Origin of the sequence: Crateriforma spongiae (genome assembly GCF_012290005.1) — a bacterium.
Taxonomy (GTDB): domain Bacteria; phylum Planctomycetota; class Planctomycetia; order Pirellulales; family Pirellulaceae; genus Crateriforma; species Crateriforma spongiae.
On the sequence record NZ_JAAXMS010000002.1, the window covers coordinates 48,446 to 66,202 of the forward strand.

Sequence of the window (17,757 nt, forward strand, 5' to 3'; positions counted from 1 at the left end):
CGCCTTGGTGGCTTTGGTGTAAAACGTCGTTCATGACATCCCGTGATTCGCAAAGTGAACCGACGCCTCCTGCCCCCCGGGCAACACCCCAAACCGGTGGGATAATGGGACCCTGGCGCTCTCGGATTCACGTCGGCGAAGGTGCCAGCGTCGCTTGGGCAACGACATGGTTCTTTTTCATCCTGCTTAGCTATTCCATCGTGCGGCCGCTTCGCGAAACGATGGGCGCGATCGTCGGTCCACAAGGCTTGCAAGGTCTGATGCTGATCACCTTTGGGGTCATGCTGGTGGCTGTTCCCGCTTATGCCGCATTGGTCGCACGGCTTCCCCGACGCTGGGTCGTCCGGATCGTCTTTCACTTCTTTTGTGTTTGTCTGCTTCTTTTCTCCATCGGTTTACAGTCCGGCAGCGAAACGCTTCGATCTTGGACCGCTTGGGTCTTCTTCATTTGGGTGAATGTCTTCGCCTTGGTCGCGACCAGTGTTTTTTGGTCGGTGTTGGCCGACTTGTTTTCAAACCGACAGGGCAAACGTCTGTTTGGCATGATCGCCGCTGGTGGAACCGTCGGTGCGATCACGGGTTCTTTTTTGACCAGTCAACTTGCCGCTTCCACGTCGACCAGCTTGATTCTGTTGTTGCCCTTGGCGGCAATCCAGTGTGGTTTGTGGTGTGCATGGCGACTGGAAAAACAAACGGATTGTTTGCATCGCTCGGATCCCGATCGCGAACAGCATCGCGACGACGGACGTCCCACCGGCGGCGGCCTGCTGACGGGCATTGCGAGGGTGCTATCGTCTGGCTATCTGGCATCGATCTGCGGCTTCTTGGTGTTGATCCAAGCCGGCGGAACGATGCTGTATTTCCAGCAAGCAGAAATCGTGGCGCAACAGGTGGCCGACGACGGCCAGAAAACGCAGCTGTTCGCTTACATCGATTTGGGAACCCAAACGCTGACGCTGCTGTTGCAGATCGTTTTCGCCGGTCCGATCTTACGCCGTCTCGGGGTCAGCGTGGCCCTGGTGTTATTGCCGCTGGTTTACGGGCTCGGTTTTTCCGCCTTGGCAGTGTCGCAAACGCTGCCGATCTTGGTGGTGACGATGATTGCCTGTCGTTCGACCGCCTATGGAATCGCGGTTCCCGCCCGCGAAGTGCTTTTCACCGTGGTCAGCCGCGAAGACAAATACAAATCGAAGAACTTCATCGACACGGTGGTGCTACGAGGAGGCGACGCGCTGACCGGGCAAATCTTCGGTTCGCTTCGAAACTTCGCCGGGTTCGGATTGGCAACGTTAAACATCTGTGCCATTCCGATCGCAATCGGATGGGGCGTGTTGGCGTGGAATTTGGGCCGACAACAACGGCGTCTGGCACAACAGACACATGGCAACCCTAGTGACCATCTAGCCCCGGACGATCAAGGATCGAACAAGCAGTCAGGCCCAGGTCAACGGTGAGCTTCCGACCGGCAGATCCACACAAACGATCAATTTGTCGCGTTCAAGCAAGCACGATCCGGGCTTCAGCGCCCGGCGATCGTTGACACGATTCAGTGGCTGCTTCCGATCACCGAACCAAAACCGATCTGCGGCCACGCCGTCCAACTGAACGGTGAAGTCGCTTGTCGCATGGACGGCGTCGAACTGATAGCCACCTGGAACGGGCCGGATGGTGGTGCATTGTTTGGCCGCCCAGTACGACGCGATCTCGCTGACCTTCATCCAGTGAATCTGATCACCGTAGTGTTCCGCTAGCGAAAGAACGTTTTGCTGAAACGCTTGGAAACCAGACTTCGTCCCGTTGCAGTACATCCCCGGCCAGTGACACAGCATCACGGCGGGCTGCCGCCGCTGAATCAGTTCGGCCATCCGGCCGGATTGTCCATCACGTGTCACGTATCGATCCGGTTCCGATTGACCATCACCCTGCCAACCGCCGTACCAATCCCCCGTCCCCGCGGGAACGTTGACGGTGACGTTCGACATATCTCCATCGGCACCTACAAACTCCAGCTCCGGTTCAGTGCCTTGTTCGCCCTGACGCACATACTTGAAGTAGTGCGGCAAAGATGCACCAAAAACATCTCGCACCGCTTGGTGGGTTGCGATCGGCAACTTTCGCTTCACGTGATTGCCAAAACCGCCCGGCGTTGTGATTCCCTGACAGGGAAGATCGCAGTTTTTCAAGATCCGAAGTGCGTAGGCCAAATACTCGGTCAGGTGATCCACGCTGACATCGTTCTGAGGGAACGAGTTTTCCATCGTCCCGTCATTGATCGCTTCGATCGGACGTCCGGTGCGCAGATCAAGCACGCGTGTGTGCGAGATCATTTCCGGGTGAATGTCCCAATTCGGCAACATCAGCGTACGAACCAAATCCAAGCTGTCGCGCAACTGACGTCTGGACCAACCGGGCAACATTCGATCCATCCAACCGACGCAAGCGGGGTAGGGCACCACGCTGTACTTTCCCTTCACCCCATGTTCGGCACACCAATGACCGAACTCGCGAACAAAGTCGTCGGGAATTTCCGCCGGCCAAGTCCGCCAGGGTTTCCGGTATTCCGCACGCCCCGGCCAGGCGGTTGCAAATTGCGGCGTGCAGAAATAGCCCATGTTCACCAAGCAAGTCGAGTCATCAATGATGAACGACACCGGCACTCGGTCCCGCGGCAGAAGGACCTGCGGGCTGGTCGAACTAGGCGCGTCAGCGGCGGGTGAATCGGCTTGCGTCTGTCCCGATGCGGCCAAACACGTTACCGCGGATGCCGCAATAAAACCGCGACGATCCGTGCGACCGTTCCGAATCAGCGTCAAACGCGAAGCGTCCATCCGAAGTTCTCCTGGTGGGTCAGACGATTTTTTTGCCAGTGGCGCGCCCCGAGGTGCTAGCCTTTCCTGCCCAATGGCAGGGGGCATCCTGTCCAGCGTTTTGCACGTACCGTTCACGCGCCAACCACAGAGCATACCGTGTCCAACAAATTTGATGATTTTGAGGACTCCCAATCCGAACAAGGACTCCGACGTCTGCTGAACCCGGCAAACCTGGGCAGTGCGGCTGTTCTCATCGCCGGTGGACTGATCGGGCTGGCGGCCTGGGTGTTTCTGTTCTGCCGGATCGAAGTCCCCAGTCGACATATCGCCGTCTTGACCAAAAAGACGGGCGACGACCTGACCAATGAAACGGAAATCGTCAGCGCCGCTGACTTCGGGAAGTTCAAAGGCATCCAAGAAAAGGTGCTGACCGAAGGACGCTATTTCTACAACCCATGGAGTTGGGATTGGGATGTCGTTCCGCAGGTGGAGATCCCTGAAAACCGATTGGGCGTTCGCATTCGCTTGTATGGCGACGATCTGGGTTACGGCAACTTGATCGCCGATACGGAATCGAAAAAGGGCATTTCAACCGAAGTCTTGCGACCGGGACGCTATCCGATCAACGGCGTCGTCTACGAAGTCGGAAAAGATCCCAATCCGTTTCGTGACAACTACATCGAACTGATCGAATTGCACGAGCCCGTGGTCATCCCGGCCGGATTCAAAGGCGTGGTCACGCTCCTGTCTGCGCCACTTGCCGATGACCCGAACCAATTGATTGTTGAAGAGGGTCGCCGAGGCGTTCAGCAGAAAACCTTGGATCCCGGTGTCTACTACATCAACCCGTACGTCCAACGTGTTTCTCTGGTCGACTGCCGCAGCCAGCGGTTCAACCTTAGCACCGGCGGCGAAATGGGCTTTCCCAGTCGAGACGGATTCTGGGTCAAACTGGACGGCCGAATCGAGTTCCGCGTCAATCCTGATCGGGCCGCCGAAGTCTTTGTGACCTACAACGATTCGGACAACGATGACGGCCTGGACGCAAGAGTCGAACAGGAAATCATTCAAAAGATCATTCTGCCCAACGCTCGATCTTTCTGCCGACTTCGCGGTAGTGATAACTCCGGCCGCGATTTCATCTTGGGCGAAAAGCGTTTGCAGTTTCAAAAGGATTTCCAAAAAGAACTGGAACAAACCTGTGAGCAACAGGGAATCGAAATCGTTCAAGCGTTGATCACACGTATCAGCCCGCCGCAACAGATCGCATTGCCCGTGCGTGAACGTCAAATCGCCGTTCAGCAGGCCGCACAGTATCAAAAAGAAATCGAGCAACAGGCCAGCGAACAACAGTTGCGAATGGAACAAGAACTGGTCAAACGCAAGGAGGTGTTGGTCGAAGCCGATCGAGAGGTCGTGACGCTGACCACCGAAGCCCAGCGACAGCAGGACGTCGCCGTGATCGAAGCCAACCAACGCAAAAAGGTTGCCGAAACGGAATTGTCGGCTGCCAATGACCAAGCCGAAGCCGTCCGAGCACGCGGGGTCGCCGCGGCCGACGTGATCAAGTTTGGCAACGAAGCGGAAGCAGCCGGATGGGCCAAGGCCGTGGAGGCCTATGGTGGCAGCGGCGACGAGTACGCACGCTGGGTGATGCTTCGCAAGATGGCTCCCGCGTTCCGCAAGATGATGGTCAACACGGCGGACAGTCCGTTGATGAACATCTTTGACGAATTCAACCAGATCCCCGATTCGGCGAATACGGAACCGGACAGTGCCGTCACTCGGGACACTCCATCGAACCAACCGTCCAAACAACGCGACGAAACCCTGACCAAAGCCGGAGAAGACCAGTGAACTTTCGCATGGCAAAATCGTCCATCGGATTGATCTTTAGCAGCTTGTGGGTCGTGCTGGGATTGTTCCTTGCATTCCAGTGGTTCGTCTGTCGCAAATATGTCCCGGAGGGCCATAGCTTGCTGCTGCGTTACAAAGGCCCGCTCGTGTTACCAGCCAGTGAACCGGAGCCGGGTCGATTGTCACGTGGCAACGAAGTCGGTGTGCATGAGCAAATGCGTGGCCCCGGCCGGCACTTCTTCAACCCGATCTACTGGGAACGACGAATCGTTCCGGACATCGTCATCGGACCTGGCGAAATTGGAGTCGTGACCAGCAAAATTGGTGAACCGTTACCGCCAGGTGAATTCCTGGTCGACGGCGATCTGCAGGGCGAAAACCGAGCCCGACATCAAGGCATCTTGCGCAAGGTATTCGGACCTGGTCGCTATCGTGCCAATCCGTACGCCTACGAGTTCAAGATTGTCGAAACGGAGGTCACCAACTTCAGCAGCCAGGAAAAAATCAGTGGCTGGGTGGAAATCCCGACTGGTTTTGTCGGCGTCGTCACGATGCAAGCCGGCAATCAGGCTCTGGGAATCAGCCCGGGCACCCAGGACAATGTCCTGCAGCCGGGTCTGTATCCGATCAACCCTCGGGAACAACAAATCGATGTGATTAAAGTCGGATACACCGAAGCCAGTATCCAGGTCGAAAATCAGTTGGACAACCAAGGCAACATTTTGTTTGACGAACAGGGTGAACCGTTGGCCGTTGCCGACACGGGAATCAACTTTCCCAGCAACGATGGCTTTGACATCCAACTGGACTTCAGCGCGATCTGGGGTGTCATGCCCGAAAACGCCCCGGAAATAGTGCGTCTATTCGGGAATATCGAAGCCGTTCGGCAAAAGGTGATCGAACCGCAAAGTGAAAGCATCTGCCGGAACAACGGATCCAAAATGGGTGCGGTCGAGTTGCTGGTGGGCGAATCACGCGAAGCGTTTCAGACGTCCGTCAGTGACGAGTTCAAGAATGTCTTGGACGACAAGCATATCTCGCTGCTGTACGGGTTGGTGCGTCACATCTATATCCCCCAAAACGTCCGCGAACCGATTCAGAAGGGCTACGTTTCCGAAGAACTTCGTCTGACTCGTGACGAAGAAACCAAAACGGCACGTATCGAAGCCAACTTGCGGGAAGCCGAACGAAAGGTGGAATTGGAAGCCGAAAGGATCCGAGTCGAAACCGAACGCTTGAAAGCCAGCGTGATGGCCGAGGGCGAAAAGAAGGCACGCGAAATCGAAGCGGAAACCAAACAGTTGGTCGCCGCCATCGATCGGGAAACGGCCGACTTGGACGCTCAGAAGACGGTCGTCTTGGGGCGTGCCGACGCCGAAGCGGAACAAATGTCCAAAGAGGCCGAAGCGGACAAATTCCGCTTGGCGGTTGAAGCGTTTGGTTCGCCTACCGCGTACAACAAGTGGCAATTTGCGGAAGAATTGCCGGAAGCCCTGGATCTGCAGCTGTTTTATGCCGGCGAAGGAACGCTGTGGACGGACTTGAAGGGCGTCCAGCCCACACTGCCATTGAACAAGTAGGATTCGCGGACACGCCCACCGCCGGCACGGGTTAAAAATCGCCGCAGCCACCGAGGGACGCGGCCGCTATAGTGAGTCCACGAAGTGCAAGACGGCGGTTCAGGACGAATCGCCGCCCGCCCGTGACGGTAGACTCGGCCGCTCGGTCATTCCATTGACAGGGCGTTTGACGTCCGCCTTACCCCCAATCCTTGATGTCCGGTTCGGGCATCTTTTCCCTGGCCCTGTTCGGCAAGACTGTTTCCATGAGATCCGTTCTGACCACCATTGCTTTGTCATCACTGATCATCGCTCCCGTTGCCATGATGGCCGGATGCAATTCAGAAACAGCGGTGGTGGAAATGGACGACGAAACAACCATCACCCCTGACGCATTTGAAGCCACCGTGAACCAAGACCAACTGGTTCTGGTGAAGTTTGGGGCTCCCTGGTGCGGCCCCTGCCGGATGATCGACGAAGAATTGCCGAAACTGGCCGGGGGCATGGGTTCCGACTTGGAAATCCTGCGAATCAATGTCGACAACAACCCCGACTTGGCAAGCGAATACGGCGCCACGTCGATTCCCAAGATGGTGCTGTTCCGTAACGGCTCGGTCGTCAGCGATCGGGTCGGTTACATGTCGGCCGGTGAATTGGAATCCTGGATCAGCAACGTCCAATAGCCCCGCCGCCGTCAATGGCGGGCCGCGTCGCTTTAACGCCCGTCTCTATTTCGCTTGGCCGGTTGGTTCCGGTTCGCCCAGGACAATCTGGGCCTCTTGATCGGCCGTCACTGTGAAACGCCGAGCGACACTTCGCTCCGGCGTTTTCGTTTGGACCGTCACTGTGTGGTCGCCGTGAAAAACGCGAACGACACATTCGCCAGTGCCATCGGTCACCGCCGTTTCATCGGTCCACCAACGGTCCAACACCAGTTTCTGCCAAACCTTTCCGTTGGGTTTGATCGTCCAATCGGTTCGGTACATCGCGCCGCGGGGGCGCCACATGTCGCCTTCCCAAAAACCCCACGTCGTAAGTCCCGTCGTGGACGGGTGCGCAAAAATCGCCGTCATGAAGTCTTCGGTGAACTCAGCCTGAGTCACCACGTCATCGGTGTCCACGTCGAATTCGGTGACTTCGATTGGTAAACCAAAATCATCCAACCGATCCAAGACTTCCCAAATCTGCTGCGGCGTCACAAGACTTTCGGTGAAGTGTCCCTGGACGCCGATGCCTTCGACAGCGCCCCCGTCGGCCATAATTTGCTTGATCGTGCGAATGTACTGGTCCAGGTATTCCTGACGCTTGGCCCCTCCGGTCAACAAGCCGTACTCATTGATGAACCAGCGAACATCGGGACGCCGACGATTCGCGAGTTTAAAGACTTCGGCATAAAACTCATGACCCAAGACGTCTCCGACCAGTTCATCGTCACGCAATTCATTGATCGCGTCCCAGACGAAACACTTCAAATGCCGTGTCTGGTCCAGGGCATCTTCCATCGCAGTGACCACCTGCGCACGAAACAGCGCCGCATTCTGGCGATCGGCGACGACGCGTTCTGGGATGTAGCGGGGATACAGCAACAGGTGCGTCTTCAGTTCCAAATCCGTCGACGCCGCCCAGCGAGCAACGGCATTGCTTCGATCCAAGCCCTCGGGCGAATCCGTTCCCCAGTCGGCCCAGTAACGTGGCAGAGTCACGCGATTGAAATTGTGTAGGGTTTCACGGCGAAAGCGTTGTCCGGCATCGTCGTTGCGATTGGGCACATCTCCAACAAACGTGCCAAAAGTATAAGCGTGTTTTTGTTGGCGAATCGTCACCGTGCAGTCGGGGACCGGGTTTCCAAGAGTATCGGTCACTCGGATACGAAGATCACTTTGGCGGTGCCGGCGAATCCGATCGTCGGCCAGTTGCTTCCATGTCGGGTCCGCAAAACGGCCAGGGTAAAACAGCTTTTGTTTGGGCAACAACGCATCGGGAGCCTGACCGTGACGACGAAACTTCAGATCACGAATCTCCAGTTGCTGTTGATGAGCGGCCAGTTGCAGTGAGGCGCGGAACTGATCGGCTGAAAAGTCCTGTTCGGCGCGAAAGTTAATCGCGAAATCATGCCAGACATTCGGCACGGCCAAAGTGCGAAATCCATTGTTTGCTTGAATCGCGCGCCAAGGATCATCTTTAGAAACCGTCACATGGATGGTTCCAGAATTCTGATTGCCCGCGCTAACGGTTCGCGCTGAAAAGCAAACCGAAAAAGCTTCGCCTTTGCCAATGGGATGACCGATCATGGGCGACTGCAGTTGAATCGCCCAGGCGTCCAGTCCGTCACGTGGCGAATCCACTTTCAAGACCCCGCCGGATCGCAGCACACTGCCTGCGTTGGGCCGGACAACCGTGGCAAACGTGTCTTGGCGGGCAATCAGTGCCGAATCTTGAGCGGATACCGACAACGGCCAGTTGGCAAACAGAACCAGCACCGAAATCCAAGCATGCAAACGCGTGCGGAAAACCCAAGAGAACATAGTCGTGCTCGGCAACCAGAAAGATGCGAATCAACGTGGACGGTCGGAAACATCCCATTGAAGTCCACAATCACCTGCGACGCCATGGTGCGACGATGCGGTGCTTCCTTTCGTCCATCTGCGTGGCCGCCGGCTCGATCGATCCAAGGACAATGTCGTGGCGTTGACCGCCATTGCGAACGAGATTGCCCCCGCCTGAACCCACCACGATTTTTGGTGGGATCACCGGCTTAGCGACGGATGGACAACCATGGCAACCACCCCAACCGTGCTCGATCGATTCGATTGGCGGAATGTTGAATGGTTCCAGAGTAGTAGGGACCGGTTCCCAGACACTTGCGATATTCCTGGTAGCCGTCGGCACGCATCATCCCGGAATGCCAAATGGCGGCACCACTTTCTTTTTCCCAGGCGAACATCGAAAGCTTGGCGACACCGTATTGGGTGCCGCGAATGCAAAGATGGACATCGGGCAACGCATCCACATCGGTGATGCCGATATCGTCGTACTGCGAATCCGTACCGTACGCAGCCAAGCCTGCTTCCACGACAACGTCCGCGTCGTCGCTGGAATCCACCAGACGAACGCCCTGGGAAATCATCTGTTCCCGAATGCGATACGTGACATACCCGTCCTTTTCCGCCCCAAGCGATCGGGTATCCAAGTAGCAACGACGTCCCAGAAGAGGCTGAAAGTCAAAAGAGCAGACAACCGAATCCACCGACGAACTGAGCAACAATTGCTGTGATCCGGTTGCCGACGTATCGGTGCTGTGAACGATCGAACGACAGCCGCCACACGCCGCGGCCGACAGCAACAGCGGCAGGATCACCCATCGACGTCGTCTTGGTGATGCCATTCCAATCTCCATCCCTGTTCGGTCGCTCCGGCGGCGCGGCCGGTCGAACATCATCGTTCCGATGCGATCGTCCACACTGAACGGGCGTCGCCCATCGGCCCTATCACCGGCCCCATCCATAGGGCCGCCGTTACAGGCAACTTCGGTCGCATCGATCCGATCATCGAAGCTTGCCGAAGCCAACCGGCAAACTTTTCCCAATGATCATGACCCGTCGGTATATCCAACGCTTAGGAGGCGTTCGGATCGTAGGCCAAGTTCGGCGCGAGCCAGCGTTCCACCTCGTCCAGTGGCAAGCCTTTGCGTTTGGCATAGCTTTCGACTTGGTCACGAGTCACGCGATCCACCGTAAAGTACCGCGACTGTGGGTGGGCAAAGTACAGTCCTGACACACTGGCGGCCGGTGTCATTGCAAAACTGCTGGTCAGTTCCACGCCGGTGTTCTTTTCGGCGTCCAGCAAGTCGAACAGCGTTCGCTTTTCCGTGTGATCGGGACAAGCGGGGTAGCCCGCGGCGGGGCGGATTCCGCGATACTTTTCGGCGATCAGGTCGTCATTGGACAGATCTTCCTCGGCACCGTATCCCCATTCACGTCGCACCTTGTGGTGCAAACATTCGGCGAATGCTTCGGCCAAACGATCGGCGACGGCCTGAACGATGATCGCGCTTTCATCGTCCAATTCTTGCTTGAACTTCATCGCCAGTTCGTTGGCGCCGATGCCGGCGGTCACGACAAATCCACCGATGTAGTCTTTGCGTCCGCTGTCGACGGGTGCGACGTAGTCGGCCAACGATCGGAAATCGTTTTGGCCACGACGTTCCCATTGTTGACGCAGGAAATGGAAACGTGCTTTTTCTGATTTTCGGTCATCGTCCTCGTAAAGCACGACGTCGTCGCCGTCGCTGGCCGCCGGCCAGAACGCATAGGCCGCTTTTGCGGTCAACGTCTTGTCGGCGATGACACGATCCAGCATTGCATTGGCCTTTTCAAAGACCTCGCGGGCGATCTCGCCGACCGTTTCGTCCTTCAAGATCTTGGGATACTTCCCTTTCAATTCCCAAGTTTGAAAATAAGGCGACCAGTCGATGAATTCTCGTAGCGTGGCCAACGGGAAGTCATCCAACACCTTCACACCGGTGAAATCCGGTTGATCAATACGCACCGTGGACCAGTCGGTTGCGAATCGTTTTTCAAACGCCGTTTGGTAAGGGACCAACGTTTGTTGACGTTCACGAAAGCTGCTGACCAATTCCTGTTGCAGCTTCGTGTTGGATTGCACGAATTCGTCGTGCATGTCATCGCTGATCAGTTTTTCCACGACTCCGACGCTGCGACTGGCATCGGCGACATGGATGACCGGTTGGTCGTATGCGGGCGCAATCTTGACCGCGGTGTGCTTGGCACTGGTCGTTGCGCCGCCGATCAGCAAGGGCAGGTTCATTTGACGGCGTTTCATTTCTCGTGCCACGTGAACCATTTCGTCCAAGCTTGGCGTGATCAACCCCGACAAACCGATCATGTCGGCGGAGTGCTTGATCGCTTCGTCCAGAATGGTGTCGCAATCGACCATCACGCCCAAGTCGATCACTCTGTAGTTATTGCACTGCAGCACCACGCCGACGATGTTCTTTCCGATGTCGTGAACGTCACCTTTGACGGTCGCGATCAAGAACGTACCGCGATCGGACGCTTCCGCTTGCCCGGCCTGTTCCTTTTCCTCTTCCATGAAAGGTTCCAGGTAGGCCACGGCTTTTTTCATCACCCGCGCGGACTTGACCACCTGGGGCAAAAACATTTTGCCTTCACCGAACAGGTCGCCGACGACCTGCATACCGTCCATCAAGGGGCCTTCGATGACTTGCAAGCAACGATCGTATTGCTGACGTGCTTCTTCGGTGTCTTCGACGATGAACTTGTCGATTCCCTTGATCAATGCATGTTTGATCCGTTCGGTCACGTTATTTTCGCGCCACGATAAATCTTCGCCGGCCTTTTTCTTTCCGCTGCCTTTGACGGTTTCAGCGAATTCCAACATCCGGTCGGTCGCGTCGGATCGACGATTCAGCAACACATCTTCCACATGCTCCAGAAGATCTTTGGGGATTTCCTCATAGACCTCCAATTGCCCGGCATTGACGATGCCCATGTCCAGCCCCGCACGAACGGCGTGATACAAGAACGCGCTGTGCATTGCTTCCCGCACACGATCGTTACCACGGAAACTGAAGCTGATGTTGCTGACGCCGCCGCTGGTTTTTGCTCCGGGACATTCTGTTTTGATTCGCCGAACTGCGTTAATGAAATCGACGGCGTAGTTGTTGTGTTCCTCGATCCCCGTCGCCACCGTCAGGATGTTGGGGTCAAAAATGATGTCTTCCGGGGGAAAGTCTGCTTGCTGGGTTAGCAAGTCATAGGCCCGTTTGCAGATCCGCACTTTGCTTTCTTCGTCCGCCGCCTGGCCTTGTTCGTCAAAGGCCATCACCACAGCCGCGGCACCGTACTGACGAACCAGCTTGGCTTGCCGCAAAAACTCTTCTTCGCCGACCTTCAGGGAGATCGAATTGACGATGGCCTTGCCTTGGACGTTTTGCAGTCCGGCCTCCAAGACCTCCCAGCGGCTGCTGTCGACCATCACCGGGACCGCGGCCACGACATCATCGCCGGAGATCAAACGCAGGAACCGGGTCATCGCTTCGACGCCATCCAACAAGGCATCATCGAAGTTGATGTCGATGATCGTCGCGCCGTTTTGAACCTGCTCGCGAGCCACTTCGACCGCTTCGTCGTAGTTTTCGTCGCGGATCAACCGTGCGAATTTTCGACTGCCCGTCACGTTGGTGCGTTCACCAATCATGGTGAACGGGATCTCCGGGCGCATCACCATCGGCAACTGACCGGACAGACGTGTCCAGACTGGTCCCGTGGATTCTTGCTTTGGCTTACACGTTCGGACACGCTCGCTCATCGCGCGGATGTGATCCGGGGTGGTGCCACAGCATCCGCCCAAAATGTTGATCCACCCGTTGTCGGCATACTCGCCGACAATGTCCGCCATGGCTTTGGGGCCCAAATCGAATTCCCCCATGTCGTTGGGCAAACCCGCGTTGGGGTGACAGGAAATAGGCAACCCCGTGGCCTGTGACATCTGTTCGACGTGCGGGCGCATCACATCGGGTCCCAACGCACAATTCATCCCGATCGACAACAGCGGAAAATGTCCCAGCGACGTCACGAACGCTTCGACACTTTGGCCCGACACAAACGTTCGGCCGCCCTTGTCGAAGGTGCCCGACACCATCACCGGCACACGGCGCGCACCGCTGTCGAAAGCATCGCGAATCGCAAACAAGCACGCTTTCAAGTTCAGCGTATCGATCGCAGTTTCGGGCAACAGGATGTCGACCCCCGCGTCGATCAGCGAATCAACTTGGGCCCGATAGCTGTCCCGCATCTCATTGAACGTCGTGTCGCGGTGGGCCGGATCATCGACGCGTGTGCTGATCGCAGTTTGACGCGTGGTCGGACCGATCGAACCGGCCACAAAACGCGGTCGGTCTGGCGTACGTTCATTCCATTGGTCCGTCGCACGGCGCGCGCAAGCCACCGCGGCATGGTTGATTTCGTCGACCAATTCGACTGGCAAATCGAATTCGATCATGCCGACCGGCGAAGCACCGAAGGAGTTGGTTTCCACGATATCCGCGCCGGCTTCCAAATACGCCAAATGGATATCTGTGATCGCGTCAGGATGCGTCAGGCACAACAGGTCTGAAAAGTTCTTCAGATCCTTGTGATGGTCGGCGAATCGATCGCCACGAACCGCCGCCTCGTCCAACTGCAACCGCTGAATCATGGTGCCCATTGCACCATCGAGCATCAAAATGCGGTCTCGAACCAAGTCGGGCAGAAGAGTCGTCGCGGAGGATAACTGCAGCATATCGAATGCAAATTTTTTTGGGGCGTGAAACACGAATCAGTCCGGCCGGTCATTGCAAACCGTGCAAAGACGCGGACATACGGGCCGCAGCTAACGGCCGTCCGACAGGGGGTGTCCGGCACAGGTGGGCGCCATCGCGGTGGCTGCCTCCGAATCCATCCTGGGGACATCTTCCACACCCACGCATTGTGAAACAAGCCGCATGGGCAGGTTCGCGCGGTTTCCACCTTGTGGGAATCGCTTCGCTTTGGCTATTCCGCAAATTCTGTCATACCCGAACAGTTCCTTTAAGCCTCAATACCCGATTTGTCGATTCAGACAACGGGAAATGCCGCCGCTGCCAGCTTTTGCAGGATGCATCCATGACCGCCTCGCCGTCCAGCCGCCCGAAGCGACCGTTGGGCTCTCAGCCCTCCGTTCACTTTCATCGGGTCAAGACGCAGACCGCCGAGCCGTTGCCACCCGTTCTGTTCCGGCTTCGCAGTCTGTTGGTCAGCCGCACAACGGCGGAAGCCGATCGTCTGGACGACCAAGAACGCGTGGATGAAACCGTTCGCTTCGACGCCGCGAGCCCCGCGACGGACGCCAATACTGGCGAACAGCACCGCTTTCAGGGCTGGACGTCCGACCAAGCCGATCCCACGGACGTGAGCGCACCGACAACTGCAGGTGACGCTTCATCCCGCGCGGACGACACAGACACAGACACAGACACCGACGTCCCGCAAACCGTTTTCCAGATTCGTTTCGACGATCCCCACGAAGACGTCCCCACGGCACACAGTGCTGACCGTACGGCATCGACCGAACACAACGGCAGCGATTCAAACGAGACCGAATCAGCCGTTGATGACGTACAGAACTCGCAAAGCACCGCCGGTGATGTCGACGCGGACCAACCGGCGGACGACCAACGCTGGGCTCTGCCAATCAACATCGGAGCGTTGACAGAACGATACGGCGCCAAACTGGCCGTTGCGGCTGTCTTGGTTGCACTGGCGTCGGCCACCTATTTCGCCGGCCATCGCACACAGGACTTGGAACAAAAAGACTTGGACCTGATCGCCGTCGGCGATGCGGACATCCAAGAGATCTCCACCGGTGTGCCAGAAGGCCCGGCCATTGCCGACACCCAATCGGGTCGCCCATCGGATGATCTATCCGCGCCGTCCAAGATCAATCGTCCCTTTGAATCGTCCATCGCCGCCGCACCGTCGACCGACGATGAACTGGAGGTTTCGGCGGCCACACCCGGCGATTTCACGTCCGATCCGGTGGGCCAAGCGTTGGCACGCCAAGCTTCACCGGACGCTAACGATGATGGAACCATGGCAATGGACCAACTGTCGATGACCGGTGACGGGATGATCACGCAACCCACATCCGCATCCCCAGCGACGATGAATCGCAGTGATGCAGGCATCCGCGCGGCGAGTGGCGGAACTTCTGCTCCCACGCCGTCGGCCACCCCGAACGCGATCTCCGACTGGACTCGCTATCTGCCCGGCGCGTTGCCGGTCAACGCGGGCAATTCGGGGACGGGTGCGATCCAAGAAAACCCGTATCAAGCCGCGTTGCCCGGTGGTTCCGCCAACACCACTTCGCCCGCGACGACCACCCCGAATGACCCGATGTCGGTGTATCAAAACTACCTGGGCACGGTGTCCACCGGCGCCCCCGCGGCGGGCAACTCGGTCAATCGCGATGTGACGGGGGCAAACACGCCCGATGCCGAACAGATCCCACGAACCGCGGTCAATCCCTACGCCAACGCTTACCCCGTCCGATAAGCGTTCCTGTTCGATCAACAAGCCCGGCGGCCGAACGATGAACCGCCGGTGAAAAAGATTGCACAAACCTTTGTTTCAACCCTTCGACGGAAATCCTTTGGATTCTTATGAGCAATATTGACCAAGCGTTCGTCAAGGCGTTCGCCCGCCGTCAAACGGCCGAAGTGAATCAAGCCGAAAATCCGGTCGAAGTTCCCACGCTGAAACGCTCGTCGGATCGGTCCATTCGAGTCAATCGATCGGTCGCGGATCAAACCAGCATGTGGATCGACGCATCGGAAGATCGGATCGTACATGCCGAACGTGCCCACCAAGAAACCGTTCCGCCGCCGCATTGTCGATCGATCGGCGAACCGCCCGCCGCGACACCGGTAGACGTGCCAGCGGAACCGAAAAACCGAATCACTTCGCCGCCCGACCATCTAGGCGAAGCGACGCCGGCCGATGAAACATCCTCGGTCGCTGCTGAATCCATTGCCTCCGAAATCGAACCAGACAACACGGCGGCTGAATTCTCGTTCGAATCCACCTACGCCATCGCGTCGTTCACCACGGATCTGTACGCATCGGCAGGCCAAATCGAACGCAACTTCGTCCGCGAACTGGAACCGACGGAATCCGCGTCGCAGTCGGTCGAACCGCTCACGCAGCGCGCCCCGACGGAGGACAAGCAACCGGAATCGCTGGACGTCCAACCGTTGCTGAAAATTCCCAGCGATGTTCACGCCATCGACGATGAGGAATCCGAACAGGCACCGGCCGAGACAAGCGTGGTCCAATCCGAACCAACCGTCGAACCGGAGCCTACGGTCAAATTGGAGGCTACGGCCGAACCGGAAGCAGTTGCCGAAACACTAAGCGAAGCCTCGGCAGCAGAACCGGCGTCCGAACCAGCCGATACACCGGAGCCCTCGGTATCGGCAGACACATCGGCGTCTTCGCTGAACCGTTCGGCATTCCGACCGTCGTGGGAAATCGATTGCCTGGATATTCCCGAAACGGTGGAGCGTTTGTTCTTCGAAGACGCCACATTGGAAACCGTCGGTCGCCATTTGGCCCAAGCGGTTGATTCGGGCCTACGTTCGGCTTTGGTCACCAGCGTTCAGTCGGGCGAAGGCCGCAGTACGGTCGCCACAGGAATCGCATTGGCCGCATCCGCATCAGGTCTGAAAGTCGCATTGGTGGACGCCGACCTGCGTCATCCGACATTGGCGGACGATCTTCGTTTGGACTTGGACTTGGGATGGCTGGAAGCCGGCCAGAACGGCATCGCTGTCGACGAAGTTGCGGTGTTCAGCGGCGAGGAACAAATTACGTTTCTGCCGCTTTTCGTTGACGAATCCGACGACGACGCAACTGAACATCTGGAATCGATCGTCGCCGAACTGAAACAACATTTTGATCTGGTCATCTTGGACGGTGCGTCGGCCGGATACGGGGTTGGACAGGAAACCGAAGCGATCGATTCGGCTTTCATTGTCCGCGACATGCGGTCCACTTCCGTCGACGAATTGAACGAATTGGCACGTCGGCTGATGCGTAGCGGAATCCGCGGTGTCGGAGTGATCGAAAACTTTGTGGAAGGCTAATTCCGGTGTACGAATCATTTTTCAAGCTGACCGGTCGCCCGTTCGAAAACTTCGGCGATGACAGTTACTATCCGTCGGAATCCCACCAGACCGCGATGCTGAAAATGCGCTACGCCATCGAAAACCGGCGTTCGGCGATCGCGGTATGCGGCGACAGCGGAATCGGTAAATCAATGCTGATTCGGCTTTTGGCGGCACAATTGCCCGAAGCGATCGCACCATTGGTGACGGTTGTTTTTCCCAAACTGCCCGGCGATCAATTGTTGGGATACGTCACCGACAAGATCACTCGCCAGTGTGGACCGCCCGATGAACCGGATCGCTTGACCCTTCATCGTTTGGAATCGTTTTTGGATGAAAACGTTGCGGCCGATCGCCACGCTTTGGTGGTGGTCGACGAAGCTCACCTGCTGGACAGTCACGAGCAACTGGAAACCTTGCGTCTGTTGCTGAACCTGGCCACCGGTGGTGGCCATGCAGAATCCGCTTTGACATTGCTGTTGGTCGGCCAAAGTATCCTACTGACGCAAATCGAACAGAACGCATCCTTGGATGAACGCGTCAGCGAAAAATGTCTGCTGCGACGTTTCACGCCCGACCAAACCGCGTCTTACGTCCAGCATCGATTGCAACAGGTCGGTCGCCAAATGCCCGACGTTTTCACAACGGCGGCCGTCGACCGACTGCATTCTCGTTCGCTAGGCATACCACGCCGGATCAACCGGCTGGCTGATTTGGCATTGATGGTGGCGTACGCGGATGATGCGGCCCGGGTGACCGAAGATCACATCGAAGGTGTGCACCGGGAATTGGCGACCACGCCTTGATT

11 protein-coding genes are annotated in these 17,757 nt (G+C 57.2%); 7 read left to right on the forward strand and 4 right to left on the reverse strand.

Annotated elements, in window-relative coordinates:
• Positions 1-104: 104 nt before the first annotated feature.
• Entirely contained in the window at positions 105-1,454 is a 1,350-nt protein-coding gene (locus HFP54_RS04395; protein ID WP_235951271.1) for an NTP/NDP exchange transporter, read from the forward strand.
• Here the strand turns inward: HFP54_RS04395 and HFP54_RS04400 are convergent.
• Complete coding sequence (locus HFP54_RS04400) at positions 1,434-2,828, reverse strand: hypothetical protein (protein ID WP_168564236.1); 1,395 nt, start codon at positions 2,826-2,828, stop codon at positions 1,434-1,436. The genes HFP54_RS04395 and HFP54_RS04400 overlap by 21 nt on opposite strands.
• A gap of 138 nt (positions 2,829-2,966) precedes the next feature.
• Here HFP54_RS04400 and HFP54_RS26105 point away from each other — a divergent pair, with 138 nt between their 5' ends.
• The 3 genes from HFP54_RS26105 (at position 2,967) to HFP54_RS04415 (ending at position 6,909) form a co-directional block, all read left to right on the forward strand.
• The gene (locus HFP54_RS26105; protein WP_168564237.1) at positions 2,967-4,667 is read left to right on the forward strand and encodes an SPFH domain-containing protein; all 1,701 of its coding nucleotides are present in this window, start codon (positions 2,967-2,969) and stop codon (positions 4,665-4,667) included.
• A gap of 8 nt (positions 4,668-4,675) precedes the next feature.
• The gene (locus HFP54_RS04410; RefSeq protein WP_206036005.1) at positions 4,676-6,247 is read left to right on the forward strand and encodes an SPFH domain-containing protein; all 1,572 of its coding nucleotides are present in this window, start codon (positions 4,676-4,678) and stop codon (positions 6,245-6,247) included.
• A 245-nt stretch (positions 6,248-6,492) separates the two neighbouring features.
• Positions 6,493-6,909 (forward strand): thioredoxin family protein, encoded by a 417-nt coding sequence (locus HFP54_RS04415; protein WP_196784368.1) that lies wholly within the window; start codon positions 6,493-6,495, stop codon positions 6,907-6,909.
• A 45-nt stretch (positions 6,910-6,954) separates the two neighbouring features.
• Here the strand turns inward: HFP54_RS04415 and HFP54_RS04420 are convergent, their stop codons facing one another.
• The 3 genes from HFP54_RS04420 to metH all read right to left on the reverse strand — a co-directional run bounded on the left by HFP54_RS04420 (position 6,955) and on the right by metH (position 13,549).
• Positions 6,955-8,751 (reverse strand): endo-1,4-beta-xylanase, encoded by a 1,797-nt coding sequence (locus HFP54_RS04420; RefSeq protein WP_168564239.1) that lies wholly within the window; start codon positions 8,749-8,751, stop codon positions 6,955-6,957.
• A 230-nt stretch (positions 8,752-8,981) separates the two neighbouring features.
• Positions 8,982-9,611, reverse strand: a complete 630-nt coding sequence (locus HFP54_RS04425; RefSeq protein ID WP_168564240.1) for a DUF6655 family protein — start codon at positions 9,609-9,611, stop codon at positions 8,982-8,984.
• Between the two features lie 230 nt (positions 9,612-9,841).
• Positions 9,842-13,549, reverse strand: coding sequence for a methionine synthase (metH, locus tag HFP54_RS04430; RefSeq protein WP_168564241.1), 3,708 nt, complete (start codon positions 13,547-13,549; stop codon positions 9,842-9,844).
• A 362-nt stretch (positions 13,550-13,911) separates the two neighbouring features.
• Here metH and HFP54_RS04435 point away from each other — a divergent pair, with 362 nt between their 5' ends.
• The 3 genes from HFP54_RS04435 (at position 13,912) to HFP54_RS04445 (ending at position 17,755) form a co-directional block, all read left to right on the forward strand.
• Positions 13,912-15,339, forward strand: a complete 1,428-nt coding sequence (locus HFP54_RS04435; protein ID WP_168564242.1) for a hypothetical protein — start codon at positions 13,912-13,914, stop codon at positions 15,337-15,339.
• A gap of 107 nt (positions 15,340-15,446) precedes the next feature.
• Positions 15,447-16,928: a division plane positioning ATPase MipZ gene (locus HFP54_RS04440; RefSeq protein ID WP_168564243.1), complete on the forward strand. Its 1,482-nt coding sequence runs from the start codon at positions 15,447-15,449 to the stop codon at positions 16,926-16,928.
• A 5-nt stretch (positions 16,929-16,933) separates the two neighbouring features.
• The gene (locus HFP54_RS04445; protein WP_146411054.1) at positions 16,934-17,755 is read left to right on the forward strand and encodes an ExeA family protein; all 822 of its coding nucleotides are present in this window, start codon (positions 16,934-16,936) and stop codon (positions 17,753-17,755) included.
• The last annotated feature ends 2 nt before the right edge of the window (positions 17,756-17,757 follow it).